The sequence below is a fragment of the Paraburkholderia susongensis genome (genome assembly GCF_900177725.1).
GTDB lineage: Bacteria > Pseudomonadota > Gammaproteobacteria > Burkholderiales > Burkholderiaceae > Paraburkholderia > Paraburkholderia susongensis.
Genome location: NZ_FXAT01000006.1, coordinates 339,671 through 365,511, shown reverse-complemented (window position 1 = coordinate 365,511; position 25,841 = coordinate 339,671). Strand labels below are relative to the sequence as shown.

Annotated in this window: 24 protein-coding genes; 15 read left to right on the top strand and 9 right to left on the bottom strand. The window is 65.0% G+C overall.

The features are described from left to right. Window positions 1-10 precede the first annotated feature (10 nt). The 7 genes from B9Z01_RS20515 to B9Z01_RS20485 all read right to left on the bottom strand — a co-directional run bounded on the left by B9Z01_RS20515 (window position 11) and on the right by B9Z01_RS20485 (window position 7,628). Window positions 11-1,345 carry an MFS transporter gene (locus B9Z01_RS20515; RefSeq protein WP_085486360.1) on the bottom strand — a complete coding sequence of 445 codons (1,335 nt, stop codon included), beginning with the start codon at window positions 1,343-1,345 and terminating at the stop codon, window positions 11-13. 78 nt (window positions 1,346-1,423) lie between these two features. Further along, on the bottom strand, window positions 1,424-1,870 hold the full coding sequence (locus B9Z01_RS20510) for a MaoC family dehydratase (protein ID WP_085486358.1): 447 nt from the start codon (window positions 1,868-1,870) through the stop codon (window positions 1,424-1,426). A 40-nt stretch (window positions 1,871-1,910) separates the two neighbouring features. Continuing rightward, window positions 1,911-3,086 (bottom strand): thiolase family protein, encoded by a 1,176-nt coding sequence (locus B9Z01_RS20505; RefSeq protein WP_085486356.1) that lies wholly within the window; start codon window positions 3,084-3,086, stop codon window positions 1,911-1,913. 9 nt (window positions 3,087-3,095) lie between these two features. Then, window positions 3,096-3,536 (bottom strand): Zn-ribbon domain-containing OB-fold protein, encoded by a 441-nt coding sequence (locus B9Z01_RS20500; RefSeq protein ID WP_085486354.1) that lies wholly within the window; start codon window positions 3,534-3,536, stop codon window positions 3,096-3,098. Continuing rightward, a complete protein-coding gene (locus B9Z01_RS20495; protein ID WP_085486352.1) occupies window positions 3,533-4,690 on the bottom strand; it encodes a thiolase family protein in 1,158 nt (385 codons plus the stop codon). The genes B9Z01_RS20500 and B9Z01_RS20495 overlap by 4 nt, the downstream gene beginning before the upstream one ends. After that, window positions 4,687-6,651 carry an acetoacetate--CoA ligase gene (locus B9Z01_RS20490; RefSeq protein WP_085486350.1) on the bottom strand — a complete coding sequence of 655 codons (1,965 nt, stop codon included), beginning with the start codon at window positions 6,649-6,651 and terminating at the stop codon, window positions 4,687-4,689. Before B9Z01_RS20490 ends, B9Z01_RS20495 begins: the two co-directional genes overlap by 4 nt. A 173-nt stretch (window positions 6,652-6,824) precedes the next feature. Next, a complete protein-coding gene (locus B9Z01_RS20485) occupies window positions 6,825-7,628 on the bottom strand; it encodes a GntR family transcriptional regulator (RefSeq protein ID WP_085486348.1) in 804 nt (267 codons plus the stop codon). Between the two features lie 422 nt (window positions 7,629-8,050). Between B9Z01_RS20485 and B9Z01_RS20480 the strand changes: the two genes are divergently transcribed. The 9 genes from B9Z01_RS20480 (at window position 8,051) to B9Z01_RS20440 (ending at window position 17,455) form a co-directional block, all read left to right on the top strand. Further along, a complete protein-coding gene (locus B9Z01_RS20480) occupies window positions 8,051-8,839 on the top strand; it encodes an SDR family NAD(P)-dependent oxidoreductase (RefSeq protein ID WP_085486346.1) in 789 nt (262 codons plus the stop codon). Between the two features lie 14 nt (window positions 8,840-8,853). Continuing rightward, window positions 8,854-9,498 (top strand): L-fuculose-phosphate aldolase, encoded by a 645-nt coding sequence (locus tag B9Z01_RS20475; protein WP_085486345.1) that lies wholly within the window; start codon window positions 8,854-8,856, stop codon window positions 9,496-9,498. A 24-nt stretch (window positions 9,499-9,522) separates the two neighbouring features. Further along, entirely contained in the window at window positions 9,523-10,539 is a 1,017-nt protein-coding gene (locus tag B9Z01_RS20470; protein ID WP_085486343.1) for a sugar ABC transporter substrate-binding protein, read from the top strand. A 140-nt stretch (window positions 10,540-10,679) separates the two neighbouring features. Continuing rightward, window positions 10,680-12,215 (top strand): sugar ABC transporter ATP-binding protein, encoded by a 1,536-nt coding sequence (locus B9Z01_RS20465; RefSeq protein ID WP_208626111.1) that lies wholly within the window; start codon window positions 10,680-10,682, stop codon window positions 12,213-12,215. Then, a complete protein-coding gene (locus tag B9Z01_RS20460) occupies window positions 12,212-13,246 on the top strand; it encodes an ABC transporter permease (RefSeq protein ID WP_085486341.1) in 1,035 nt (344 codons plus the stop codon). Before B9Z01_RS20465 ends, B9Z01_RS20460 begins: the two co-directional genes overlap by 4 nt. Next, window positions 13,243-14,241: an ABC transporter permease gene (locus B9Z01_RS20455; protein WP_085486339.1), complete on the top strand. Its 999-nt coding sequence runs from the start codon at window positions 13,243-13,245 to the stop codon at window positions 14,239-14,241. The genes B9Z01_RS20460 and B9Z01_RS20455 overlap by 4 nt, the downstream gene beginning before the upstream one ends. 15 nt (window positions 14,242-14,256) lie before the next feature. After that, window positions 14,257-15,231: a carbohydrate kinase family protein gene (locus B9Z01_RS20450; RefSeq protein WP_085486337.1), complete on the top strand. Its 975-nt coding sequence runs from the start codon at window positions 14,257-14,259 to the stop codon at window positions 15,229-15,231. 18 nt (window positions 15,232-15,249) lie between these two features. Then, complete coding sequence (locus B9Z01_RS20445) at window positions 15,250-16,014, top strand: SDR family NAD(P)-dependent oxidoreductase (RefSeq protein ID WP_085486335.1); 765 nt, start codon at window positions 15,250-15,252, stop codon at window positions 16,012-16,014. Window positions 16,015-16,027: 13 nt separating this feature from the next. Further along, the gene (locus tag B9Z01_RS20440; RefSeq protein WP_085486333.1) at window positions 16,028-17,455 is read left to right on the top strand and encodes an aldehyde dehydrogenase family protein; all 1,428 of its coding nucleotides are present in this window, start codon (window positions 16,028-16,030) and stop codon (window positions 17,453-17,455) included. A gap of 425 nt (window positions 17,456-17,880) precedes the next feature. On the opposite strand, the gene B9Z01_RS20435 is transcribed toward B9Z01_RS20440, so the two are convergent. Then, on the bottom strand, window positions 17,881-18,180 hold the full coding sequence (locus tag B9Z01_RS20435; RefSeq protein ID WP_085486331.1) for a hypothetical protein: 300 nt from the start codon (window positions 18,178-18,180) through the stop codon (window positions 17,881-17,883). Window positions 18,181-18,419: 239 nt separating this feature from the next. After that, window positions 18,420-19,310 (bottom strand): LysR family transcriptional regulator, encoded by an 891-nt coding sequence (locus B9Z01_RS20430; RefSeq protein ID WP_167387533.1) that lies wholly within the window; start codon window positions 19,308-19,310, stop codon window positions 18,420-18,422. A 129-nt stretch (window positions 19,311-19,439) separates the two neighbouring features. On the opposite strand from B9Z01_RS20430, the gene B9Z01_RS20425 reads away from it, so the two are divergent. From B9Z01_RS20425 to B9Z01_RS20400, 6 genes are read left to right on the top strand one after another with little or no spacing between them, the layout of a single operon-like run. Continuing rightward, a complete protein-coding gene (locus B9Z01_RS20425) occupies window positions 19,440-20,966 on the top strand; it encodes an ABC transporter substrate-binding protein (protein ID WP_244196093.1) in 1,527 nt (508 codons plus the stop codon). A 43-nt stretch (window positions 20,967-21,009) separates the two neighbouring features. Then, on the top strand, window positions 21,010-21,951 hold the full coding sequence (locus B9Z01_RS20420) for an ABC transporter permease (RefSeq protein ID WP_085486325.1): 942 nt from the start codon (window positions 21,010-21,012) through the stop codon (window positions 21,949-21,951). Then, window positions 21,951-22,787: an ABC transporter permease gene (locus B9Z01_RS20415; RefSeq protein ID WP_085486323.1), complete on the top strand. Its 837-nt coding sequence runs from the start codon at window positions 21,951-21,953 to the stop codon at window positions 22,785-22,787. Before B9Z01_RS20420 ends, B9Z01_RS20415 begins: the two co-directional genes overlap by 1 nt. Next, on the top strand, window positions 22,784-23,782 hold the full coding sequence (locus tag B9Z01_RS20410) for an ABC transporter ATP-binding protein (RefSeq protein ID WP_244196092.1): 999 nt from the start codon (window positions 22,784-22,786) through the stop codon (window positions 23,780-23,782). Before B9Z01_RS20415 ends, B9Z01_RS20410 begins: the two co-directional genes overlap by 4 nt. Beyond that, window positions 23,779-24,855, top strand: coding sequence for an ABC transporter ATP-binding protein (locus tag B9Z01_RS20405; protein ID WP_085486321.1), 1,077 nt, complete (start codon window positions 23,779-23,781; stop codon window positions 24,853-24,855). Before B9Z01_RS20410 ends, B9Z01_RS20405 begins: the two co-directional genes overlap by 4 nt. Before the next feature lie 8 nt (window positions 24,856-24,863). After that, window positions 24,864-25,826, top strand: coding sequence for a serine hydrolase (locus B9Z01_RS20400; protein ID WP_085486319.1), 963 nt, complete (start codon window positions 24,864-24,866; stop codon window positions 25,824-25,826). Window positions 25,827-25,841: the final 15 nt, after the last annotated feature.

Sequence of the window (25,841 nt, the reverse complement as noted above, 5' to 3'; positions counted from 1 at the left end):
CGTGCGCAGGTCATTGGCGCGCCTCAGGGTCGAGCCGGTCCTGCCACGTTTCGCGGGCCATCATCGTGCAGATCACGCTGATGACGCCCAGCGCCATGAAATACACGGTGATGCCCCACGTCCCGCCGTCGTTCCACTTCAGCAGAGCGGTGGCGATCATCGGCGCGAAACCGCCCGACAGCACCGCGCCGACCGCATAGCCGATATTCGCGCCGGACAGCCGCACATTGGTGCCGAACAGTTCCGAGAAATAGACCGCCTGCGGGCCGTACATCGCGTCGTGCAACACGTTCAAGCCGATCACCATGCCGATCACGATCAGCACGACGGAGCCCGTATGCGCCATCCAGAAGAACGGCGCGATGAACAACGTCGACGCGATCGTGCCGAACAGATACACCTTCTTGCGCCCGATCAGATCGGACAGATACGACCACGCCGGCAAGGTCGCGAAACCGATCACGCTCGACAGCAGAATCGCACCCAGACCAACGGAGCGGTCCATCTTCAGCGTGCCGGTGATGTAGCTCAGCATGAACACGCTGTACATATAGAACACGGCGTTCTGCAACAGCTTCATGCCGATGGTCAGATAGAGCGCGCGGCGATGCGACTTCAGCACTTCCATCGCGGGCGCCTTCACGTCCTGCTGGCGGCGCTTCATCTGTTCGAACACGGGCGACTCGTGCAGCTTCAGGCGGATGAACATGCCGACCATCACCATCACGATGCTCGCGATGAACGGAATGCGCCAGCCCCATGCCATCAGATCCGCGTTGCTCATGCTCACCGACGTGATGAAGAACGCCAGCGTGGAGAGCAGCAAGCCGGCCGGCACGCCGATCTGCGGAAAGCTGCCGAACAGGCCGCGCCGGTTGGCGGGCGCGTGCTCGACCGCCATCACGACCGCCGAGCCCCATTCGCCCCCGACCGCGAAGCCCTGAATCAGGCGCAACACACTCAGCAGCACTGCCGCCCACGGGCCGATGCTCTCGTAGGTCGGCAGAAAGCCGATCGCGATCGTGCTGCCGCCCATCATCCACAACGACAACACGAGAATCGCCTTGCGGCCGATGCGGTCGCCGTAATGGCCGAACACCGCCGCGCCGACCGGCCGCGCCACGAAGCCCACCGCATAGGTGGCGAACGCCGCGATGGTGCCGACCCACGCATCCATCGACGGAAAGAACAGGTGCGGAAAAATCAGCGCCGCGCATGTTCCGTACAGGTAATAGTCGTACCACTCGATTGCCGTACCGACCAGACTCGCGACCGCCACCTTGCGGTGTTCCGCGGACGAGACCCGGCCGGAGAGAACCTGACCGTCCGCCACCCTTACCGTCATTGCCGTCTCCTGATGTTGTGTAGTGGGTGCTGCTTCAACTCATTGCGTGACCTCTGGTTATGCGACTTTCTTTGCGACTCAGCCCTGCTTGAGCGGCGTGGTATAGGTCGTCGCCGTGCCGCTCAGACACACGTCGCCCTTCTGGTTCGTCACGCTGACCTCGATCGTGCAGATCGGCTTGTCCTCGCGCACGGTTTTCACGGTGACCTTGCCCGTCACCGTATCGCCGACCAGCACGCCTTTCGAGAACTTCAGCTCCATACCGAGAAACACCGAGCCAGGCCCCGGCAATTCCTCGGCGACGATCGCGTTCAGGATTCCCGACGTCACGCCGCCCTGCACGATCAGCCCGCCAAACGGCGACGCCTTCGCCAGCGCTTCGTCGTAATGAAGCGGATTACGGTCGCCGGTGATCTCGGTGAAGAGTTCGATGTCGCGCATGCTCATCGTCTTCGTGCGCTCGGCGCTCGCGCCCGCTGCGGGCATGCCGCCCAGCGTTCTGGTCCAGCCGTTGTTGTCGCTCATGGTGTCCTCCTCGTTGAGTTAGTGACTGATGTGAAAGTGTTCAAGCCGCGGGGTTTTCGATCAGTACCGCCATGCCTTGTCCGCCCCCGCCGCACAGCGATGCGATACCGCGCCGCGCGCCACGCCGCTTCATTTCGAGCGCGAGCGTGAGCAGCAGGCGGAAAGCCGATGCGCCCAGCGGATGCCCGATCGCGATCGCGCCGCCGTTCACGTTGACGACGTCGTTCGGCAGGCTCAGCGCGCGTGCCGACGCGATCGTCACGCCGGCGAAGGCTTCGTTGATTTCGTAGAGGTCGATGTCGGACGGCTTCAGCCCGTGCTTGTCGAGCACCTTGCGGATCGCGTTCGCGGGCTTCAGATGCAGCGTCGCGTCGGGTCCGGCGACCCAGCCCCAGTCGACGATGCGCGCGAGCGGCGTGGATGCGCCGCGCTCCAGCGCCGCCGTGCTGACGACGAGTCCCGCGCTGCCGCCGTCCGACATCTGCGATGCGTTGCCCGCGGTGATCGTGCCGCCGTCGCCGAATGCCGCTTTGAGCGCGGCGACTTTTGCAAGCGTCGAATCCGCGCGAATGCCTTGATCGGACTTGACGGTTCCTTCCACTGTCTCGACCGGAACGATCTCGCGTTCCTCGCGCCACGCGGCGCTGCGAGCCGCGCGCTGTTGCGACAGCACCGCCCATTCGTCCTGTTCCTCGCGCCCAATGCCGAGTTCGCGGTTGCATGCTTCCGACACGACGCCCATCGATTCACCGGTGAGCGCGCAGCGCAGGCCGTCGCTGTCGAGCGCGCTGCGGGTCGGCGGCGCATCGGGGGGATCGAATTCGGACGGCTGCAGTGACGGCGCGCGTGTCATCGAGTCGAAGCCGCCGACGAGATACGTGTCGCCCTCGCCGCCACGAATGCGGCGCGTCGCATCGCATACCGCTTCGAGGCTCGCGATGCACACGCTGTTGAGCGTGAGCGCGGGTGTCGTCGGCTCGACGCCGGCCCGCACGCTCGCAATGCGCGCCGGATTCTGTCCGAGCCCCGCCTGCACGACGCAGCCCATCAGCACGGCGTCCGGCGTGCGCGCTTGCGAATGACGCGCGATCATCTCGCCGATGGCGCGCTGACCGAGTTCGAGCGAATTCAGCGACGCGAGCGCGCCGCGATACTTGCCGAACGGTGTGCGCACGCCGTCGAGCAGCCACGCATCCTGTGTGGTTGTTTGTCCCATGGTTGCTTCCTAAGCTGTCCCGTGGCGTGCATCGGCCAACGGCGCAAAAAACGGCAGCGTGTACCTGCCGATCTCGACGGGCCGCATCGTCACGGGCATGCCGACGCACGCATCGGCGGGATCGTCGAGGAGGAGTTGCGAGAGCATCGTCGGGCCTTCTTCCAGGTCGATGAGCGCGATCACATACGGCGCGACCGCTGCCCACGCAAAGTGCCCCGGACGATGAATCACCGAAAAGCTTTTTACCGTGCCGCGTCCGCTCGCCGCGCGCCACGCGATGCGCTCGCTCCAGCAATGCGGGCAATGCGCGCGCGGATAGAAAATCGCTTTGCCGCATGCGTCGCAGTGTTGCAGCGTGAATTCGCCGCGACGCAGCGCGCTCCAGAACGGCTCGCTGATCGCCGTCGGAATCGGGCCGGGTACTTCCAGACTACTGAAGACGTCGTTCATGCGTCCGCTCCCAGGACCAGCGCGGTCGCCTCGCTCACCGTCGCGCCGTTGCCGGTGACGAGCGCGGTCTGCGCGTTCGGAATCTGCCGTGCGCCGGCTTCGTGGCGAAGCTGACGCACCGCTTCGACGATATGCGCCATGCCGCCCGCGAGATCCGCCTGTCCGCAGCCGAGTTGGCCACCGTGCGTGTTGAGGGGAAAGTCGCCGTCGTGGCCGAAGGTGTGATCGTCCATCCAGCGGCCGAACTGGCCGCGCTCGCACAGGCCCGCGTCTTCCATCGTCAGCGCGACCATGATCGTGTAGCAGTCGTATAGCGACAGCAGGCTCATGTCGTGCGCGGCGAGCCCGGCGCGCTCGAGCGCGTGATGCATCGCGGGCTCGAGCGGACCGCTGGTGAGCACCGGCATCTGGCTGATCGCGCGATGCGTAATCTTCTCGCCCGCGCCGAGCAGATGCACCGGCGGATGCCGCAGCGAGCGCGCACGTTCCGCACTCGTCACGACGACCGCGCATCCGCCCGCAACAGGCATCACGATTTCGAAAAGATGCAGCGGACTCGCGATCACCGGCGAGGCCAGCACATCGTCGACGCTCGCGGGCTGGCCGTAAAAGATCGATTCCGGATTGAGTTGCGCGTTCTGCCGCTCGATCGACGCGATGCGCGCGAACTGCTCCGGTGTGGAGCCGAACTCGGACATGTGACGCTGCATCGGCAACGCATACGAGATGTTTGCGCCCGATGCGCCGAACGGCACGTCGAATTCACGGATCGGATTACGGTTCGGCGAACGCGGCGCGGGTTCCTCGCGCACGTTCGCGAGCACGCAAACGACCGTTTCGCACATGCCGGCATCGATGGCCGCCGCCGCGCGCCACACCATACCCGCGCCGCTCGCGCCGCCCAGATCGACCACGTTCGACATGCACGGCTCGATGCCGAGATATTCCGCGACGGTCGCGGGCACGTGCTGCGGCGTCTCGCCCACTTGCGGACCGACCAGCAGGCCATCGACGGCGTCTTTCTCCAGTCCCGCATCCTCGACCGCGTGCAACACCGCCTGCGCGATGTATTGCAGCGTCGTCGCGCCTTGCGTGCGGCGCACCGACTTCAGTTCGGCGATGCCCGCGATCGCGCCGAGAGAGCGTGCGTTCATGCCGGCTCCTTCGCATAGAGCGCGGCGAATTCAGCGAGGCATTCGGGGTTCGACAGCGAGCCGAGGTTCTTCACCGGCACGCCCGCCACGACCGAGCGCGCCGCGCCTTCCACCCGCTTGCCATTGATCGTGTACGGCACGGCGCACACCTGATGGATATCGCGCGGCACATGGCGCGGCGAAGCCTTCTTGCGCACTTCGGCGCGCAGTCTGTCGATGAGCGAGGCGTCGAGCGTAAAGCCCGCTTTCATCACGACGCACAGCACGATTTCCTCATCGTCGCCGACGGGACGGCCGAACACGATGCAATCCTGAATCTCCGGTTGCGTGTCGATCACGCGATAGATTTCCGCCGTGCCAATACGCACACCGCCGGGCTTGAGCGTCGTGTCGGTCCGGCCGTAGATCACGACGCCGCCGTGATGGTTCTGCTCGGCGAGATCGCCATGCGTCCAGATGCCCGGGCGTGCATCGAAGTACGCGGCACGATAACGCGCCTCGCCGTTGTCGCCCCAGAACGTGAGCGGCATGCTCGGGAACGGTTCTGTGCAAACCAGATCGCCCTTGCGCCCGATGATCGATGCTCCGCGCTCATCGAGCACATCGACCGCGAGACCCAATCCCTTGCACGCGATTTCACCGCGATGCACGGCATGCAGCGGCGACCCGAGCACGAAGCAGCCGATGATCTCGGTGCCGCCCGAAATCGACGCGAATATCATGTCGCGCTTGACGGCCGCATAGAGCCAGTCGAACTGTTCCGGCGTGACCGGCGCACCCGCCGACAGCACACTGCGCAGCGCGCCGAGATCGTGCTGACGTCCCGGTTCGTAAGCCGCTTCGGCGAGCGAGCCGAGATAGCGCGGACTGGTGCCGAAGTGCGTGATGCGCGCTTCCTGCGCGATGCGCCACAGCACGCCGTAATCGAGCCCATCGGCACGCTTGACGATGGGCGCGCCGTCGTACAGCACGATGGCCGCATGGCTCGCGAGCCCGGAAATGAGCCAGTGATACATCATCCATGCGGTGTTCGTGTACCAGCTCATCACGTCGCCGGGGCGCACGTCGCAATGCATCAGATGCTCTTTGCGATGCTGGAGGATCACGCCGCCCGTCGTATGAACGATGCCCTTCGGCAAGCCCGTCGTGCCGGACGTGAACATCACGTAGAGCGGATGCGAGAACGGCACGCGCTCGAATTCGAGCGATGCGTTCGCGTCCGCGCACAACTCGCGCCACGTGAGACTGTGCACGGATGCGCCTTCGAGCGGCGCAGCGTCGTCACCCGACACGACGAGATGCTCGACGCCAGGCATGCCCGCGAGCACTGCGCGCAGATTCTCGTCGATGGAAAAGCGCTTGCCGTTGTACACGTACGAGCGCGCCGCAACCACGACTTTCGGATGCACCTGCCCCACTCGATCGATGATGCCCGGCGCGCCGAAGTCCGGCGAGCACGACGCCCAGATCGCGCCGATGGAAGCCGTCGCGAGCAGCGCGACGAGCGCATCGGTGTTGTTCGGCATGATGCCCGCGACGCAATCGCCGCGGCCAACGCCGAGCTTGCGCAAGCCGTATTGCGCCCGCGCGACGCGCTCGCGCAACTCGCCCATCGTGACGTTCGCTACCACACCGCTTTCGTTCGCCTCGATGACGGCAAGCCGCGCATCGTCGCCGACGAGGAGGTTTTCGGCGAAGTTCAGTTCTGCTTGTGGATACCAGCGTGCGCCGAACATTTCGCCTTCGCTCACGCGTTGCAGCACGACGTCGCCGCGCGCGCCGATCACGCCGGAGAAGTCCCACAGCGCGTTCCAGAAGCCGTCGAAGTCGCTGATCGACCAGCGATGCAGCGTTTCGTAATCCTTCGGATCGAAACCGTTGCTGCGCGCGAAGCGCGCGAGATTGGACCGTTCGAACTCATCCGGCCCGGGTTGCCAGAGCGGCGGGGCGTCGCGTCTCATATGTCTCCGTCTTTGAGCTGGTCGATGCCTGCGGGCCAGGGGCCGCGCACTGCGTCGCGCATCGTTGTACCGATTACGTACCGACTGATCGGTACAGTAAACAGCAACGCATGGCGTGTCAAAACATTTGTGGCGATGCGCGGGTTTACACCCGCGTTACACCGGATCCGATATCAGTCGGACGCGGGTGGTTGCGCGCGCGTGTGGGCCGTCACGTGTATGCGGCTGAACGCCGTGCTGTAGAGGCAGCGATAGTATTCGAGCGGCTGATGATCGCCCGTGCGTCCCACGGATTCGATCGATAGCACCGGCTGCCCGATCAACAGTTGCAGCAGCGCGGCCTGCTCTTCGTTCGGCACGGCGGCTTCGAACCAGCGCTCGGATGCTTCGATGCGCAAGTCGTAGCGCTCGCGCATCACGCCGTACGCGGACACGTTGTCGGCAATCAGCGCCTCGATGCCCGGCACGCGATGGCCCGCGAGCATCAGCCAGGACAGCGCGGTAGGCACGTCGTCGACGGAATAGAGGCGGTACAGGCGAAACACGTCCGCGCCGGGCGGCAACGCCAGCATCTCGCGCTCGCGCTGCGTCGGGCGCTCGCGCTCCATTTGCAGCACGCGCGTGGTGACCTTGTGGCCGCGGCTGATCTCCGCGAAGAGGCTTTCGTTCATCGACGCAAAATCGACGTCGGTCTTGCGCGGTGCGACGTAGATGCCCTGCCGCGGCACCTTCGTGATGAGTCCCGCCTTCACGAGCGAATCGAGCGCGAGCCGCACGATGGGGCGCGACACGCCGAGCAGGTCGCAGAGATTCTGCTCGGACGGCACGCGTGCCCGCGGATTCACGCCCGGATGACGGATCGCCGCTTCGAGCACATTCTTGACCTGCACCCACAGCGGCAGCGGGCCGGAACGGTCGAACTGCTCGGGTCCGCCAAGCAGGTCGTGAAGATCGATGGGTTCTGCGATATCTGTCATACGGGTCGGTTCGTGTTTTTGCTTCAATTATCGGTCAGGTTCGGGTGGCCGTTGTCGGTGGCAATCGTCAGCGATAGGCGCACAACGATGAAATTCATCTTGACAGCGCCAACGACGTTGACCATGATGCTGGTTATAACCAACTGGTAACTACCACGTCAAGTCCTCAGCAGAGTGATGAAAAAGGAGACAGACATCGTGCCGAAAGCCTCGCCCCGTTCGACCTAGGCGCATCACACGGCTCGCTCGCCGCAGCCGAATCGCATCCCGTATCCGCATTGCCCGCACGCACCGTTCGCCTCGCCGAGCGATGCGGCATGGATGCGCTTTCTCTCCCGCAATCCTTCGCTCAGGGCGGAGTTTTGCTCAATATTTGTACCGATCAGTCGGTACTATGATTTGACCGATCACCGAGGAAACGCATGTCGTCCACACCGCTTCGCTATCCCCAGCGTTTCGATCTTTCCGGCACGCAGGCCGTCGTAACAGGCGGCGCAAGCGGCATCGGCTTCGAGTCGGTGCGTGCGCTCGCGCAGTGCGGCGCGCGTCCCATCCTGCTCGACCGCGATGCCGCCGCGCTCGAACGCGCGCAACAAAAGCTGCGCGACGAGCAGGTCGACGCCGCGATCTACACCGTCGACGTGACCGACCCCGACGCCGTGCGCCGCGTCGCCGACGAGGTCATCGCAAAGGAAGGCCGCGTCGACACGCTCGTGAACAGCGCGGGCATCGCGCGCCTGAACAGCGTGCTCGAGACGCCCGACGAGGAATGGCGCCAGGTGATGGATATCAACGTGAACGGTACGTTCTGGGTGTCGCGCGCGTTCGGCAAACACATGGTGGCGCAACGAGCGGGAAGCATCGTCAATCTCGGCTCGATGTCGGGGCTGATCGTCAACCGGCCGCAGACGGCTGCATCGTACATGACGAGCAAGGGCGCCGTGCACATGCTGACGAAAGCGCTCGCCACCGAGTGGGCGAAGGACAACGTCCGCGTGAACGCGCTCGCGCCCGGCTACGTCGGCACGGAGATGACACTGGCGATGCGCGCGCGCCCCGAACTCTTCGACGTGTGGATGGACATGACGCCGATGGGCCGCTGCGGCGAGCCGTCTGAAATCGCGTCGGCGGTGGTGTTTCTCGCCTCGTCCGCTTCGTCCTACATGACCGGCTCGATCGTCTCGATCGATGGCGGCTACACCTGCTGGTAACCGCGAGGCCGACCATGACCGAACACGATCTCCAGAAACGTCAGTCGATCATCGACGCATGCCGTCGCATGAACGCGCTGAGCATCAACCAGGGCACGTCGGGCAACATCAGCGTGCGTCACGAAGACGGCATGCTGGTGACGCCGACGAGCATGCCCTACGACGTAATGCAGCCCGACGACATCGTCTTCATGAGCATGGACGGCGAGGCGCACGGCAAGCGTCAGCCGTCGAGCGAATGGCGCTTTCATCTCGACATCCTGCGCGCCCGCGCCGACGTGACCGCAGTGGTGCACGCACATCCGGTCTACTGCACGTCGCTGTCGATTCTCGAGCGCCCGATTCCGCCGATTCACTACATGGTCGCCGTCGCGGGCGGCAGCGATATCCGCTGCGCACCCTATGCGACCTTCGGCACCGAAGAACTGTCGGCCAATGCGCTCGCCGCGCTCGAAGGCCGCAAGGCGTGCCTGCTCGCGCATCACGGGATGATCGCGACCGGCACCTCGCTCGACAGCGCGATGTGGCTCGCCGTCGAAGTCGAAACACTGGCGCGTCAGTATCTGACGTGTCTTCAGGTGCAGGAACCGCCGCTTTTGTCGGTCGATGAGATCGGCAACGTGATTGCACGCATGAGCAATTACGGCCACCGCGACTAAAAGCCCAACAATCAGGAGACGACGATGAAAAAACCGATGCTTGCACACCCCCTTCCCAGCTCACTGCGCTTTCTGCCGATCGCGGCCGCGCTCCTTTCCGCACTCGCCTTCGCCGCGCAAACGGCGCATGCCGAACCTTCGCTGAAGGGCAAGCGCATCGGCGTGTCGATCACCGGCACCGATCACTACTGGGACCTGATGGCCTTCCGCGGCGCGCAGGACGAGATCAAGCGGCTCGGCGGCACGGCCATCGCGCTCGACGCGGGCCGCAAGGACCAGACGCAGATCGCGCAACTTCAAACGCTGATCGCGCAGAAGCCGGATGCGATCATCGAGATTCTCGGCAACGTGAACGTGCTCAATCCGTGGCTGGAAAAGATCCGCGCGGCGAAGATTCCGCTCTTCACCATCGACACGGCGACGCCTTACTCGCTCAACGTGACGACGTCGAACAACTACGATCTCGGCGCGGAAATCGCGCTGCAGATGGTGTCCGACATGGGCGGCAAGGGCAACGTGCTGGTCTTCAACGGCTTCTACAGCGTGCCGGTCTGCAAGATCCGCTACGACCAGATGAAGTACGTGCTGAGCGCGTTCCCGGACGTGAAGATCATTCAGCCGGAACTGCGCGACGTCATCCCGAACACGGTGCAGAGTGCGTATTCGAACGTCTCCGACATGCTGACCAAGTATCCGAATAAAGGCTCGATCAACGCTATCTGGTCATGCTGGGACGTGCCGCAGATCGGCGCGACGCAGGCGGTGCAGGCGGCCAAGCGCACGGAGATCAAAACGTACGCGATCGACGGCAGCCCGGATGTCGTGAAGATGGTCGCCGATCCGAACTCACCGGCGGGCGCGGTGGGCGCGCAGCGTCCGTATGAAATCGGCAAGACCTCGGCGGCGAACGTGGCGGCGTATCTGTCGGGCGAGCAGGTTCCGCCGTTCACTTTCGTGCCGGCCGTGCTCGTCACGAAGAAGAACGCCAATGTCACGGCCAAGCCGATTCTCGACGAAGCCGAAAAGGTCGGCGGCAAGTGAGTGACGCAAATGAGCGCGGCAAGTAAGTAAGGCCAATAAGTAAGGCAAATAAGCGCTCAGACAATCGTTCAGGCATTGGCTGTTTCGCATTGACGCCATCGGCTCAGCAAAGCCGATGGCAGCGTGTTCAAGGAGGCAACATGCGCAACGACGAACGGCGCATCGCGATCTCGATGAAGGGCATCAGCAAACGCTTCGGCGCGGTCCAGGCGCTCGCGGACGCGGATCTCGAAGTCGCGTGCGGCACGATACACGGGCTGGTCGGGCAGAACGGCGCGGGCAAGTCGACCATCATCAAGGTGCTGGCGGGCATCAACGTGCCGGACGCCGGCGAGATCGACATCATGGGCGAGCGTGTCGAACGGCTGACGCCCGCGCGCGTCGAGGCGCTCGGCGTGCACTTCATCCATCAGGACCGGCTGCTCGTGCCCACGGCGACGGTCGGCGAGGCGGTGTTCCTGCGGCACGAACCGCGCATCGGGCCATTCGTCAGCAAGCGGCGCATGGAGCGCGGCGCGGCCGAACTGCTGAAGAAGTACTTCGATCTCGAGTTGCCGCCCAACCTGTTGATTCAGGACCTCACGACCGCCCAGCAAAAGATCGTGCAGATCACGCGAGCGCTCGCGCAGCAGGCGAAAGTGCTGGTGCTCGACGAACCGACCGCCGCGCTCGTCAAACGCGAAGTCGACAACCTGTTCACGGTGCTGCGCCGTTTGCGCGACGACGGCATCGCGGTGATTTTCATCTCGCACTACATGCAGGAAATCGAGTCGCTGTGCGATACCGTCACGGTGATGCGCAACGGCACCGACGTGGGCGTCGTGTCGCCCAGGACCACGCCGATGGACGACATCATCTCGATGATGATCGCACGCGACGTCGGCGAGATGTTTCCATCGCGCGACCTGAAGCTCGGCCCGCCGATGCTCGAGGTATCGAATCTCTCGCGCGCAGGCAGCTTCAGCGACGTGAGCCTCTGCGTGCGGCGCGGCGAGATCGTTGGCCTGACGGGCCTGCTCGGCTCCGGCGCGAAAGAGCTCGTGCAGTGCCTGTTCGGCTTGCGTCAGGCCGATCGAGGCACGGTGTCGGTGGACGGCAAGCGCGTGTCGCTCTCCTCGCCGATGGACGCCGTGAAGAACGGCATCGCCATGCTGCCCGAAGACCGCCGCGCGCACGGCGTCGCGCTCGGCCTCTCGGTGCGCGAGAACGTCAGCCTCGCGAGCCTCACGCGCTATAGCCGCATCGGCTTCATGCGCGGCGGCGACGAACGCTCGGCGGTGGGCGATTTCATCCGCGAACTGTCGATCAAGACGCCCGGCGGCGATGCGCTCGTGCGTAATCTCTCGGGCGGCAATCAGCAAAAAGTCGCCATTGCGAAGTGGCTGAGCTGCCAGTCGAAAGTCTATGTGCTCGACGAACCGACGGTCGCCGTCGACGTCGCCGCGAAGGTCGAGATCTACACGCTGCTCAATCGTCTCGCGAGCGAAGGCGCGGCGATCCTGATGCTCTCGTCCGATCTGCTCGAACTCTCCGACTTCTGTGACCGCGTGCTGGTGATCTATCGCGGCGCGCTGGTCGGCGAATTCAGTGGCGAGAGGCTGAACAGCGACCAGTTGCTCGCCGCTTCATCAGGCTCACAGCCGGGTTCACATCTTGCCGAAGGAGTTTCCGTATGACAGCCGCGCAACGCGCCCTGCTGGAAAACGTCGCCGCCGATCAGGAAGCCGTGCCCGCACGGCAGCGGCGCAAGGCCATCGGCGGACTGGCGATCCGGCTCGCCGCGGTCGGCGCCTTCGCCGCGATCCTGCTGTACTTCGCGATCGGCGCGCCCGGCTTCACGACGCCGGGCAATCTCATCAACATCGTCGAGCAATCGGCGATTCTCGGCGTGATGGCATTCGGCATGTCGATGGTCATCATAGGCGGCGGCTCGAACGTGACCGATGGCGGCATCGACCTGTCGATCGCGGCGAACCTGGGCGTATGCGCGGCGGTGTACGCGAAGCTGCTCACGCTCGGCTATTCCGATGCGCTCGCGCTACCCGCCGTCGCCGTGACGGGACTCGCGATCGGCCTGCTCAACGCGATCGCGGTCGTGAACTTCGGCATTCTGCCGCTGCTCGCCACGCTCGCGGTGATGAACATCGCGGCGGGCGTGGAACTGACGGTCACGCAGAACACGGTCATCAGCGTGTCCTCGCCCTTGATGACGTTCATCAGTTCGGCGTCCTTCCTCGGCATCTCGGCGCTCGCGTGGACATTCATTCTCGCGTCCGTCGTGATGATCCTGCTCGTGCATTACACCGGCTTCGGGCTGCGGCTGTACGCGGTCGGCGGCCATCCGGAAGCGGCGGCCTCGGCTGGCATCGGCGTGAGACGCTATCTGATGTTCACGTACCTGTTCAGCGGCTTGTGCGCGGCGATCGCCGCCGTGCTGACGGTATCGCGCCTGAGTTCGAGTACGCCCGGCTCCGGCGACATGCTGCTGTCCGTGCTCGCGGCCGCGCTGCTCGGCACGGTGTTCTCGCGGCGCTTCGTGCCGACCATCGGCGGGACGCTGCTCTCCGTGCTGTTCATCGGATGCCTCGCCAACGGCTTCCAGCTGCTGAACGTATCGAGCTACTGGGTGAACGGCGTGCAGGGCGCGCTGATCCTGCTGGTCGTCGCGACCACGTCCTTCGCCCGCAAACCGGAGAGCGCACGATGAGCACCACACCCGCACCTGCCGGCGCACAGTCGCGCCATTTCTCGAAGATCGGCAAGCTCGCGGCGAACTACAGCCTGATCGTGGTGTTCGCGCTCATCTGCGTCGTGTTCTCGCTCGTCACGGACACGTTCCTGAGCCCGGCCAATCTGTTCAACGTACTCGTCAACAACGTCGTGCTGCTGGCGATCGTCGCACTCGGGCTGACGCTGGTCGTGTCCTCGGGCGGCATCGATCTGTCGGTAGGCGTCGCGGTCGATCTCGCCAGCATGGTCTTCGTGATGATGCTCGGCGCGGGTCACGGCATCCTGCCGGGCATCGCGGCGGGGTTGGGCGTCGCGGTATTCGTCGGGCTGCTGAACGCGGTGCTCATCACGCGACTCAAGATCAGCCCGTTCCTCGCCACGCTCGGCGTGCTGTTCATCGGCCAGAGCACGCAGCAACTCGCAACGGGCGGCGGGCAGCCGATCTATCTCATCACCGGCGAGCCGGCTGCGGCGTTCGACAGCATCGCGCGCTCCGCGCTGCTGCATGTGCCGACGCCCGTCATCGTGCTGTTTCTGTGCGTCATCGCGGTGTATCTGCTCCTGCATCGCTCGGTGTTCGGGCGGCAGATCGTCGCGCTCGGCGTGCAGCCCGGCGTCGCGCGGTATTCGGGCATTCGCGTGGCGCGCCAGTTGTCGTGGGTGTATGTCGCGTGCGCGCTGCTCGCGGGCATCACCGGCATTCTGCTTTCGGCGACGGTCAAGTCCTACGTGCCGCTGTCCGGCAACGCCTTCCTGCTCGATGCGATCGGCGCAACCTTCATCGGCACTACGCTCAGCAGCGAACGCCGCCCGAGCGTGATCGGCACGCTGATCGGCGTGCTGATGCTCGCCGCGATGAAGAACGGGCTGCTGCTCGTCGGCTGGAATTTCTACTGGCAGCAGGTCGGCATCGGCGTGCTGGTGTTCGTCGTTCTCGCGGCCAGCTTCGCGCTGGGCCGCCGCTCTCACTAATGCGGGGAAACAAAGGTGACTACATTCGACGTTAGCTGTATCGGCTTTCACGTGCTGGACGTGCTGGGACGCCCGGTCACGGCGATTCCGCCCAGCGGGCGCGCCGCCTATATCGAGGAAATCTGCATGACGGTCGCGGGCACGGCGGGCGCGACCTCGGTCGCCTGCGCGATGCTCGGCATCCGCACGCGCTCGGTGACGACCGTCGGCACCGACGACATGGGCGACTTCCTCGTCACGAAGATGAAGGGCTACGGCGTCAATTGCGATCTGGTCTCGCGCACCAGCGACGTGCAAACCTCCGCGACGATACTGCCCGTGCGCCCCAACGGCGAGCGCCCCGCGCTGCACGTGCCGGGCAGCGCGAACGCCTTCACCGTGCGCGCCGACACCCTCGACGCCGCGCTCGACGCGCGCATCGTGCACGTGGGCGGCACGGGCCTCATGAAAGCCTTCGACGGCGAGCCGACCGTCGCGCTCCTGCGCCGCGCGAAGGAACTGGGCCGCGTCACGACCTTCGATCTGATCCAGGCGACGCCGGAGACCATCGCGCTGGTCGAGCCGTGTCTGCCGTATCTCGACTACTTCGTGCCGAGCATCGACGAGGCATCGGAGATGGCGGGAACGAGCAACGTCGCGGAGGTCGCGCGCTTCTTCCAGGCGCGCGGCGTGAAGAACTGCATCCTGACACTCGGCGCGCACGGCGTGTATGTCGCGCCGGAAAGCGGCGAGCCGTTCACACTGCCCGCGTTCGACATTGCCGTGTCCGATACGACCGGCTGCGGCGACAGCTTCACGGCGGGCATCATCGTCGGACTGACGAAGGGCTGGAGTCTGCGCGAGTGCGCGCGCTTCGCGTCGGCAGTGGCGGCGAAGGTCGCGATGGGCCTCGGCTCGCAAGGCAAGCTCGAGTCGTTCGACGACACGCTGCAGGCGATGCGCTCGCTGCCCACACGCCAGGATGCGCCGCTGACGGCCTCTCAATTCTGATTCACGGAGAACATCGACATGCAAAGCAACAACACGACGACGCCCGTCGCGCTGGTCACGGGCGCGAGCCGCGGCATCGGGCAGGCGCTGGCACTGGGTTTCGCGGATGCGGGCTATGACGTCATCGTCACCGATCTGCCGCAGACGGAAGGCGATTTGCGCAAGACCGCGGAGATGATCGGCTTGCGCAATCGCAAGGCTTATCTCTACACGCTCGACGTGAGCGAGCGCGAGCAGATCAACGATGTCGCGCGCCGCGCGCTCGAAGAGGCGGGCCGCATCGACGTGCTCGTCAACAACGCGGGCGTGCTCAAGCTTTCGTTGCTGCAGGACCTCGACGAGAAGACCTGGGACACGCACTTCGACGTCAACGTGAAAGGCGTACTGATGATGTGTCAGGCCATCGTGCCGCACATGCGCGAACGCAAGTCGGGACGCGTCATCAACATCGCCTCGATCGCGGGACGGCAAGGCGTCGCGCTGCAAGGGCACTACGCGGCAACCAAATCCGCCGTCATTACGCTCACGCGTGTGCTCGCGCAGGAAGTCGGCATGGACGGCGTGACGGTCAACGCGATCTGCCCCGGCATCATCCTGACGGAGATGGGCCGCAACAATCTTGGCAGCGAGGCAGCCGTGCGCCACTGGGAAGAAGTCGCGGCGCTCAAGCGGCTCGGCAAGCCAGAAGACATCGTCGGGCCAGCGCTGTTCTTCGCGTCGGAGCAATCGGACTTCGTGACCGGGCAGGCGCTGAACGTCTGCGGCGGCATCTACTTCCATTGAAAGGAGACGGGCGATGATCGATACGGATCGCTTTTACATCGACGGCCAATGGGTCGCGCCGCGCGGCAAGGATACTTTCGCCATCGTCGATCCCGCGACCGAGAAGGTTACGGGCCAGCTCGCGATGGGCAATGCGCAGGACGCGGACGCCGCTGTCGCTGCCGCGCACCGCGCTTTCGATGCGTGGTCAGCGACGACGCGTGAAACGCGTCTCGGCTTGCTGACGCGTCTGCTCGAACTCTACAACGCGGGCGCCGATGAAATGTCGAAGCTGATGACGGCCGAGATGGGCGTCGCCAGCGGCTTCTCGCGCAGCGCGCAGATCGCCTTGGGCCGCGCGCATCTGGAAACGGCGATCCGCGTGCTGCGCGAATTCAGCTTCACCGAGCAGCGCGGCGCGACCTTGCTCGCAAAAGAACCGATCGGCGTGTGCGCGCTCATCACGCCGTGGAACTGGCCGATGAATCAACTCGTCGTGAAGGTCGCGCCCGCGCTCGCGGCCGGCTGCACGATGGTCGTGAAGCCGAGCGAATTCTCGCCGTACAGCGCATTGCTGTTCGCGCGGATGATCCACGACGCGGGCTTTCCCGCAGGCGTGTTCAATCTCGTCAACGGCGATGGCAGCGTGGTCGGCGAAGCGCTGTCGCGCGACCCGCGCGTGGACATGGTGTCGATCACCGGTTCGACGCGCGCGGGCATCGCGGTGGCGACGGCGGCGGCGCAAAGCGTCAAGCGCGTGCATCAGGAACTGGGCGGCAAGTCGGCCAACATCATCTTCGAGGACGCCGATTTCGAGCGCGCCGTCGCGTTCGGCGTGCGTGCGAGCTATCTGAATTGCGGCCAGTCGTGCAGCGCGCCCACGCGCATGCTGGTACCGCGCGCGATGATGGAGCGCGCCGCGCGCATCGCGGCCGACACGGCCAACGGCATTCGCGTCGGCGCACCGGAGAACGGGGACACCGACCTCGGGCCGGTCGTCAACGCAAAGCAGTATGCGCACATCCAGTCGCTGATCGAAAGCGGCATCGAACAGGGCGCGACGCTTGCGGCCGGTGGCCCGGGCCGTCCGGAAGGCATATCCAAAGGCTACTTCGTGCGCCCGACGGTGTTCGCGGATGTGTCGCCCGACATGCGCATCGCGCGCGAGGAAATCTTCGGGCCGGTGCTGTCGATCATTCCGTTCGACGACGAAGCGCAAGCCATCGCCATCGCCAACGACAGCCCGTACGGGCTCGCGGGCTACGTGCAGACGAAGGATCAGGAGCGCGCGCGGCGCGTCGCCGCGAAGATGCGCGTGGGGAATGTCTATATCAACGAAGCGCCGTGGGATTCGAACGCGCCGTTCGGCGGCTACAAGCAATCGGGCAACGGCCGCGAGCATGCGGAGTTCGGCCTCGGCGATTATCTGGAGATCAAGGCCATTGCGGGTTATGGCGGGTAAAGGTTGGTGTCGCGCGAAGCGTTTTGGTAATTTCCGGGGTTCGGCGCATTTGACGGCGCCGAACTTCGGCGGCTCAAAGCAACGTTGCTTCTGGATTTGGATTGAATGTCTGGAGGATTGTACCTGGCTTGCTGTCAAGCTATAAGCGGAAAGGCCGATATCAGGAGGCGCAGTCAGGTTGATGGCGAGGTAAGCGGAAAGATCGATTTTGTCGCGATAAGGGGAAGATGCTGAAATAGGTGGCGTTATAGTTTGGATAACGAACGTTGTAAATGATTGGAAGTTCTCCGCGCGATAGCATCCAATTTCACGCTCATCTATTTTGTGTTGTCTGTGAATTTCGGATCTCTTGATGGATCGAATCAGCGCCTCATGACGTGGCCCATTCGATCCCGGCTGGCAACCGGAATATGGACCCGAAATGATCAATGCAGGGTGTGGACGCTGCTGATGGCCTCGTCACCAGCCTCATCGGACGAGGCCTGATCGAGGATCGCGCACCGGAACTCGAACTTCACGCGAAGAATCGCCGATTCGACACGTGCGTCGCCGCGATAGCCCACCAGGCGATTATCGATCGCCTCCTCGACGGCGAGGATCGCCTGCTCGATGCTCTCCGGATCATCGCTATCGAATCCGACCTCAATCTCAATGCTCTCCAGCAGGTTCAACGCTGTTGCCATGTCCTCGGAAGCGACGAATAGCGTCTCGGCGTTTTCTCTCATCTTCCCTCCCCGTTGGGTTGTCTAGCGTCTTCAGACAAGTGCGAGTTGCACGCCTATCGTTGCACATCCAGAGCGCGCCTGCCCGGCGACGAAGGCCGATGTTGTGTTCGAAACAACGGACGGGTTGCTGTACAAAGTGAAACGAATAGAATTGAATGTTCCAGCTTGTTCCATGGTCATTGCGTTCGACCCCGAGCCGTCGTTCAAGTCAACACCGACAACGACTCCTTTCAGATTGTCTACCCGGCGGCGGACTCAGATGACGAAACCGCCACCGCCTCCTTCAAAAGTGCCGTAAAGCCGTCATAGAAGCCGCGTATCACGTTGCGCTCGTGCGTGAGCACCGCGAGCGGCACCGTCATCACCGGTTGCACGCGGCGGATGTGCAGGCCCTCGCGCCGCATGCTGCGCGCCGTGATCTCGTCGACGATGGTCGCGCCGCAGCCCTCCGCCGCCATCGCGCACGCCACGTAGTAGGTTTGCACCTCGATCCGCGGCTTCGGCTTCACGCCGAGCTGCGCGAAGCGCCCCGCGATGATGCGCCCGATGCTGTCGTTGGCCACTATGCCGATCAGGTCCTCTCCATACAGCGACTCCAGCGCGAAATCCGCGCCCGCCTGCGGCCCCAGATACACCAGCTCGCATTCGCCGAGCGGCTGTGAACGCAGATCCGGAAACGTCTCCTCGCCGTAAATCACCGCAAGATCGAGCTGGCGGCTGCGCAGCCCTGAAACCAGCGCGTCGAGATGATTGGTCTCGACCTCGCAGGTCACGGAAGGATAGCGTTCGCGAAACGCGCGTATCACGCGCGGCAGAATCGAGAGGCCCATGCTGGGCAGGCAGCCCACATGCAGCCGCCCTTCGGGATAGCGCCGCAGGTTCAAGGCGAGCGCCTTGAGCTGGTCGAGGCCCTGATGCAGCCGGTCCACTTCGACGTAAAGAATATCGGCCTCGACGGTGGGGTAGAGGCGCCCCTTCACGCGCTCGAACAGCTTGAAGCCCAGCGAGCGTTCGGCGTGCTGCAACACCTTGCTCGCGGCCGGCTGCGTGACGCCCAGCAGCTTCGCCGCCTGGCTGATCGAGCCGGTCTGCCGGATCGCATGGAACACCTCGATATGCCGCAGGCGCATGGCGCATTCCCCTCTCGTTGACCCCGCAACGTATAACACAAGGTTATGCATTGGGGTGATCTTGTGATTTGACGCCAAAATTTGTCCCTTCGACACTCAGGCCATACGTACCCACTCATGGAGAGGCCTGTGCCCGTCACGAACCGTACTTCTCTCGTCTTGAAGGCGAGCCTTGCCGGATTTGCGCTCGTGTCGTCGCTGTATGCGCACGACGGCGGCGCCGCGACGCTGCGCCTCGGCGTGCGCGCCGACGCACTTACGCTCGATCCCATTGCTTCGAGCGACAACCCGTCCATCTGGACCGAACTGCTGATCTACGACCAGCTCGTGCGCCCGAGCCGCGACGGCAAGCGGCTCGAACCCGGCGTGGCCGAGTCGTGGACCGTCTCGGCCGACGGCAAGGAATTCCGCTTCAAACTGCGCAGCGACGCGCGCTTTTCCGACGGCCAGCCCGTGACGGCCTCCGACGTGGTGTACTCGCTCAAGCGCGCGGCCGGGGAAAAATCGTCGTGGGCCAGCTTCTTCAAGCCGATCACGAGCTACAGCGCCGTGGACGACCACACGGTGGTGATGAAGCTCGACAAGCCCTTCACGCCGATGCTCAACAATCTCGCCATGTTCAGCGCCTCGATCCTGCCGCAGAAGCTCGTGGAGCAGCAAGGCCAGGCGTTCTTCGATCATCCGGTGGGCTCGGGGCCGTTCGTGCTCAAGAGCTGGGCGCGCGGCCAGCGCCAGGTCTTCGAGAAGAACCCGTACTACTGGGAAAAAGGCAAGCCTTCCGTGGATGGCGTGAGCGTCGAGATCGTGCCCGAGGACAACGCGCGTGTGCTGAAGCTGAAGGCGGCCGAGCTCGATGCCATCGTCGGCATTCCGTATAACCAGGTCGACGGTCTCAAGCAGGACGCGAATATCGCCGTGCAAAGCGCGCCCGTGTTCCGCATCGACCTCGTGCAGTTGAACACGACGAAGCCGCCGTTCGGCGACCCGCGTGTGCGCGAGGCGCTCAACCTCGCGGTGGACAAGAGCGGCATCATCAAGGGCATTCTGCGCGGTAATGGGCGCGCGGCCACATCGTCGCTGCCGGTGATGGCGTACAACAACACGCAGTTGCAGCCCTGGCCGCACGATGTCGCGAAAGCGAAGGCGCTGCTCGCGCAGGCCAATCTCGCCAACGGCTTCAAGACCTCGATGCTCGTGCCCGGCGGCGACACCGTGGCGCGCCAGGTGGCGAGCGCCTTGCAGGCAGAACTGGCGCAGATCGGCGTACAGGTCGACTTGCAGACCATCGAGGCGAGCACGCAGTTCAGCACGACCAAGGCCGGCAACTATGAAATGTCGCTCAGCTACGCGACGAGCGACACCATCGACCCCGATCAGCTCACGGGCTTCACGGCGGTCAATCCCGAGCGCGCGAACGCGTTTCATACGCAATGGAAGGACGAGCGCGTGAACGAGCTCTATGCGCAGGAGCGCGTGACGCCCGACGGCGAGGCGCGCGGCAAGATGTTCAAGGAGATCGAGCAGCGCGTGCACGACGGCGCGCCGTTCGTCTTCCTCTACACGCCCACCGAGCCCTACGCATACCGCCGCAACGTGACGGGATTCGAGGTGCTGCCGACCTCGAACTATTCGCTCAAGAACGTGGTGATGCACTGATGAGACGCGTCCGGCCACGGTCGTTACTCCAGCGGAAAACCTCATGAAACTCGTCGCATTCTGCGTGTCGCGCGTGATCCAGCTGGTGCCGGTGCTGCTCGGCATCACGGTGATCGCGTTCCTGCTGCTGCGCGCGCTGCCCGGCGACCCCGCCACGCTCATGCTGGGCAGCCGCGGCACCGCGACCGACATCGCCAACCTCACCGCGCAACTGGGCCTCGACCGGCCGCTGTGGCAGCAGTATCTGCAGTTTCTCGCGGATATCCTGCGCGGCAGCTTCGGCCAGTCGATCGCCTATCGCAGCGCCGTCGCACCGCTCATCCTCGCGCGGCTCGGGCCCACGCTCGCGCTCGTGGGCGTGAGCACGCTGATGGCGCTCGCGCTCACCGTGCCGCTGGCAATGCTCACGGCGCTCAAGCGTGGCAGTGCCTTCGATCATGGCGTGAAGCTCGTGTTCGTGGTCGCGCTCTCCATGCCGCCGTTCTGGCTCGGTATCCTGCTCGTGCTGCTGCTCTCGATCCAGTGGCCGCTCTTTCCCGTATCGGGCTATGGCGAAGGGTGGCTGAGCCACCTCTGGCACCTCGCGTTGCCCTCCATCGTGATCGCGCTCGGCACTGCCGCGCTCACCATCAAGTCGCTGCGCAGCTCGGTGATCGCCGTGCTCGGCGCGGATTTCGTCGACACGGCGCGCGCCAAGGGCTTGCGCAACGCCACCGTGCTGTGGAAGCACGTGTTCCGCAATTCGCTCATGTCGACGATCTCGGTGCTCGCCGTGCACACGAGCTGGGTGATCGGCGGCACCGTCGTGATCGAGACCGTGTTCGGCATTCCGGGCCTGGGCTCGCTGCTCGTATCCTCGATCGGCACGCGCGACTATCCGATGGTGCAGGGCCTGACCGTCGTGTTCGCGGTGCTCGTGGTCATCATCAACCTGCTGGCGGACGTCGCGTACTCGCTGATCGATCCGCGCGTGAGCCTCTCATAATGCTCGCCGCTACTTTTCGTTTCGCGCGCCGCGCCACGCGTGGCCACAGCCTGCAAGTGGGCCTCGCCATGCTGGCCGTGCTCGTGCTGGCGGCGCTGTTCGGCCCCTCGCTCGTCGCGCACGACCCGCTCGCCGTCGATCTCAGCCAGTCGTTGCAGGCGCCCGGCGCGGGCAGTCTGCTCGGCACCGACGAGCTTGGCCGCGACGTCCTCGGGCGCGTGCTGGCGGCGCTGCGCACCGATCTCGTGGTCGTGGCGATCTGCGTGGCGCTGCCCTTCGTGATCGGCACGGCGATCGGCCTCGTATCGGGCTACTTCGGCGGCTATGTCGATCGCGTGATCATGCGGCTCGTCGATATTCTCTGGGCGTTTCCGTTCTACGTGCTCGTCATCAGCATCGTGGGCGCGCTCGGGCCCGGCACGGGCAACATGTACCTGGCGTTCTCGCTTGTGGTGTGGATTTCGTTCGCGCGCATCGTGCGCGGCGAGGTGCTGCTCGTGCGCCAGCTCGAGTACACGCAGGCCGTGCGCGTGCTCGGCTACAGCCACGCGCGCATCATGCTGCGCCACGTGCTGCCCAACGTGATTACGCCCGCCATCGTGTTCATGATGTCCGATGTCGTCCTGACGATTCTCGCCGTCACGTCGCTCGGTTTTCTCGGGCTCGGCATCCAGCCGCCCACGCCCGAGCTTGGCATCATGATTTCAGAAGGCCGCACCTTCATTCAGGACGGCTGGTGGATTTCCGTGTTCCCCGGGCTTGCGATCGTCTATATCGGCATGACGTTCACGCTGATCGGCGACGGGCTCGACGACCTGCTGAGACCCAAGCGATGACGCCCCAGACAACGATGACCGAAACACCGCTGCTGGAGGTGCGCGACCTGCGCGTGAGCTTCGGCGACGCGCAACGCACGGTCGCCGCCGTGGACGGCGTGAGCTTCAGCGTGCGGCCCGGCGAGATATTCGGCCTGGTAGGCGAATCGGGCAGCGGCAAGAGTGTGACGTGTCGCTCGCTCGTGCAGCTCTTCGGCGGCGCGCGGCCGTTGCGCACGGAAGGGTCGCTGCGCTTTGGCGGGCGCGAACTGGTGGGCGCTCCGGAGCGCACGCTCGACGACGTGCGAGGTCGCGAGATCGCGATGATCTTCCAGGACCCGATGACGGCGCTCAACCCCACCATGCGCGTGGGCGTGCAGATCGAGGAGGGCCTGCGCCGCCACTGGAAGCTCACCGCGCGCCAGGCACGCGCACAGGCCATCGACCTGCTGAAGTCGGTGGGCGTGACCGCGCCCGAGCGGCGCATTCACGACTACCCGCACGCGCTAAGCGGCGGTATGCGCCAGCGCGTGGTGATCGCCATCGCGCTGGCCTGCCGCCCCAAACTCTTGATCGCCGACGAGCCCACCACGGCGCTCGACGTGACGATCCAGGACCAGATCCTCAAGCTCGTCGTGCAGTTGCGCGACGAAACCGGCATGGCCGTGCTGCTCGTCACGCACGATCTGGGCGTGGTCGCGCAAACCTGCGATCAAGTAGCCGTGATGTACGCGGGCCGTATCGTCGAGCGCGCCGAGACCGTCGAACTCTTCGAGCGTCCTTCGCACCCGTACACGCGCGCGCTGCTCAATGCGCTGCCCGCGCACGCCCGGCGCGCCGGGCGCCTCGAACCCATTGCGGGTGCGCCGCCCGATCTCGGCGCGCCGCCGCCCGGCTGCCGGTTCCACCCGCGCTGCACGCACGCGGTGCCCGCCTGCGCGGCTGCGCAACCGCCCTTCGTGGACGTGGCGCAGGGACATACGAGTGCCTGCATCCGCATCGAGGAAATCGCATGACCACGAGTTTTCCATCGTCCAACGCGGCCACGCTCGCGCCGTTGCTCGAGTGCCGCGACATTAGCGTGACGTTTCGCCAGCCGCGCACCGCGCGCGACCTCCTGAGCGCGCGCAAGCCGCTGAAGCTGCACGCGTTGCGCAACGTCTCGCTCGCCGTGAAGCCCGGTGAAATTCTCGGCGTGGTGGGCGAATCGGGTTGCGGCAAGAGCACGCTGGGCCGCACGATCGCGGGGCTGCAAACGCCCGATTCCGGCGAGCTGCGCTGGGAAGGCCGCGCGCTCGCGGCAGGCGGCGACCGCAAGGCCCGCGCGCGCAATATCCAGATGGTGTTTCAAGACCCGTACGCGTCGCTCAATCCGCGCATGACGCTCGGCCAGATGCTCGACGAAGTGCTGCTCGTGCACGGCCTCGCCGCGAACGCCGCCGAGCGCCGTGAACGCGTGGACGAACTGCTGCTCATGGTGGGCCTCGCGCCGCAACTGAAAGAACGCATGCCGCACGCGATCAGCGGTGGGCAACGCCAGCGCGTGAGCATTGCGCGTGCGCTCGCGGTCGAGCCGCGCCTGTTGATCGCCGACGAACCCGTTTCCGCGCTCGACGCCTCCGTGCAGGCACAGATCATCAATCTGCTCGAAGACCTGCGCGCGAAGCTCGGGATCGCGATCCTGTTCGTGGCGCACGACCTGAACGTCGTGCGCCATATCAGCGACCGCGTGACGGTGATGTATCTGGGCGAAGTGCTCGAATCCGCGCGCGCCGACGCGCTCTTCGAAGCGCCGCGCCATCCATACACGCACGGCCTGCTCGAAGCGATTCCGCTGCCCGACCCGAAACAGCGCAAGCGCGCGCCCGGCGTGACGGGCGAGTTGCCCGACCCGCTCCATCCGCCCACGGGGTGCAGCTTCTCTTCGCGCTGCCCGCAGGCTGTCGACGCCTGCAAGGCCGCGCGCCCCACGCTCGAAGCGGGCGCCGAACACAGTGAGCACGGTGGGCTTCACGAAGTCCGCTGCATCCAGCCGCTTTCCTCCACCGGCGCAGCGCTCGCGCCGGTCCATCTGCATCGTCCTTCCTGAACCGCCCTATGCACTTCGATCGCACCCCCACTCTCGACGCGCTCGGTGAAACCCTCGTGCGCGACGCCGTACAGCGCTTTTCCGGCGCCGGACTCGCGGCGGACCGCTTCGCGCTCACGCTGCTCGTGCACCCTCACGACGCCGCCGGCCGCGTTGCACCGCTCGCGTGGCGCGGCTACGCCTGGCGCGGCGACGTGCCGTTCTACCCCTGCAGCGTCGTGAAGGTCTTCATCATGGCGGCTATCGAAGCAGCGCTTGCCGAAGGCACGTTGCGCGATTCGCCGGAGATCGAGCGAGCCATACGCGACATGATCCGCTGGTCGAGCAACACCGCGACCAACTATCTGATCGACCATTACACGCGCACCACGGGCGACATCGAGCTGGCGCCCGATGTCATGGCGCAGTGGGCCGCCGACCGCGACGGCATCAACGTTTGGCTCATGTCGTTAGGACTGCCAGAGTTTACGGGCATCAACGTCGCGCAAAAACTCATGGACGACGACCGCTATGGCCGCGAAGCCGAGTTCGTGAAATGGCGCGGTGAGAACCATCATAACCGCCTCACGCCGAACGCCGCCGCCTCGATGCTTGCGCGCATCCTGGACGGCGCGATGGTGAATCCCGCAGCCGCCGCGCGCATGGCCGAGCGCCTGCTGCGTCCGCGCGACGCCGCGTTCGCCGCCACGCCGGGCGCGCAGGTGCGCGGCTATCTCGCCGAGCGGCTGCCGGAAAACGTCACGGTGTGGTCGAAAGCTGGCTGGACCGGCTGGACGCGCGATCCGCTCGCGAGCTACCGCCGCCACGACGCGCTGCACGTGACGACGCCCGAGGGCCTGCGCTATACGCTCGCGGTGTTCACCGAAGGCGAAGCCGTTTCCGCCAACGAAACCGTGCTACCCGGCATCGGGGAGATGGTTTTCCAGGCACTCAGCCAGGCCTGCCCCAAAGGTCTTTCGACCGAGCCTTGATACGAAGCGCACAGC

What these genes read in the sequence shown, in the direction of transcription:
- B9Z01_RS20500 (WP_085486354.1), bottom strand. Translation starts at nt 3,536, where the DNA reads ATGAACGACGTCTTCAGTAGTCTGGAAGTACCCGGCCCGATTCCGACG.
- B9Z01_RS20495 (WP_085486352.1), bottom strand. Translation starts at nt 4,690, where the DNA reads ATGAACGCACGCTCTCTCGGCGCGATCGCGGGCATCGCCGAACTGAAG.
- B9Z01_RS20430 (WP_167387533.1), bottom strand. Translation starts at nt 19,310, where the DNA reads ATGCGCCTGCGGCATATCGAGGTGTTCCATGCGATCCGGCAGACCGGC.
- B9Z01_RS20465 (WP_208626111.1), top strand. Translation starts at nt 10,680, where the DNA reads ATGCGCAACGACGAACGGCGCATCGCGATCTCGATGAAGGGCATCAGC.
- B9Z01_RS20455 (WP_085486339.1), top strand. Translation starts at nt 13,243, where the DNA reads ATGAGCACCACACCCGCACCTGCCGGCGCACAGTCGCGCCATTTCTCG.
- B9Z01_RS20515 (WP_085486360.1), bottom strand. Translation starts at nt 1,345, where the DNA reads ATGACGGTAAGGGTGGCGGACGGTCAGGTTCTCTCCGGCCGGGTCTCG.
- B9Z01_RS20445 (WP_085486335.1), top strand. Translation starts at nt 15,250, where the DNA reads ATGCAAAGCAACAACACGACGACGCCCGTCGCGCTGGTCACGGGCGCG.
- B9Z01_RS20510 (WP_085486358.1), bottom strand. Translation starts at nt 1,870, where the DNA reads ATGAGCGACAACAACGGCTGGACCAGAACGCTGGGCGGCATGCCCGCA.
- B9Z01_RS20460 (WP_085486341.1), top strand. Translation starts at nt 12,212, where the DNA reads ATGACAGCCGCGCAACGCGCCCTGCTGGAAAACGTCGCCGCCGATCAG.
- B9Z01_RS20505 (WP_085486356.1), bottom strand. Translation starts at nt 3,086, where the DNA reads ATGGGACAAACAACCACACAGGATGCGTGGCTGCTCGACGGCGTGCGC.
- B9Z01_RS20475 (WP_085486345.1), top strand. Translation starts at nt 8,854, where the DNA reads ATGACCGAACACGATCTCCAGAAACGTCAGTCGATCATCGACGCATGC.
- B9Z01_RS20400 (WP_085486319.1), top strand. Translation starts at nt 24,864, where the DNA reads ATGCACTTCGATCGCACCCCCACTCTCGACGCGCTCGGTGAAACCCTC.
- B9Z01_RS20420 (WP_085486325.1), top strand. Translation starts at nt 21,010, where the DNA reads ATGAAACTCGTCGCATTCTGCGTGTCGCGCGTGATCCAGCTGGTGCCG.
- B9Z01_RS20435 (WP_085486331.1), bottom strand. Translation starts at nt 18,180, where the DNA reads ATGAGAGAAAACGCCGAGACGCTATTCGTCGCTTCCGAGGACATGGCA.
- B9Z01_RS20470 (WP_085486343.1), top strand. Translation starts at nt 9,523, where the DNA reads ATGAAAAAACCGATGCTTGCACACCCCCTTCCCAGCTCACTGCGCTTT.
- B9Z01_RS20485 (WP_085486348.1), bottom strand. Translation starts at nt 7,628, where the DNA reads ATGACAGATATCGCAGAACCCATCGATCTTCACGACCTGCTTGGCGGA.
- B9Z01_RS20490 (WP_085486350.1), bottom strand. Translation starts at nt 6,651, where the DNA reads ATGAGACGCGACGCCCCGCCGCTCTGGCAACCCGGGCCGGATGAGTTC.
- B9Z01_RS20440 (WP_085486333.1), top strand. Translation starts at nt 16,028, where the DNA reads ATGATCGATACGGATCGCTTTTACATCGACGGCCAATGGGTCGCGCCG.
- B9Z01_RS20410 (WP_244196092.1), top strand. Translation starts at nt 22,784, where the DNA reads ATGACGCCCCAGACAACGATGACCGAAACACCGCTGCTGGAGGTGCGC.
- B9Z01_RS20415 (WP_085486323.1), top strand. Translation starts at nt 21,951, where the DNA reads ATGCTCGCCGCTACTTTTCGTTTCGCGCGCCGCGCCACGCGTGGCCAC.
- B9Z01_RS20405 (WP_085486321.1), top strand. Translation starts at nt 23,779, where the DNA reads ATGACCACGAGTTTTCCATCGTCCAACGCGGCCACGCTCGCGCCGTTG.
- B9Z01_RS20480 (WP_085486346.1), top strand. Translation starts at nt 8,051, where the DNA reads ATGTCGTCCACACCGCTTCGCTATCCCCAGCGTTTCGATCTTTCCGGC.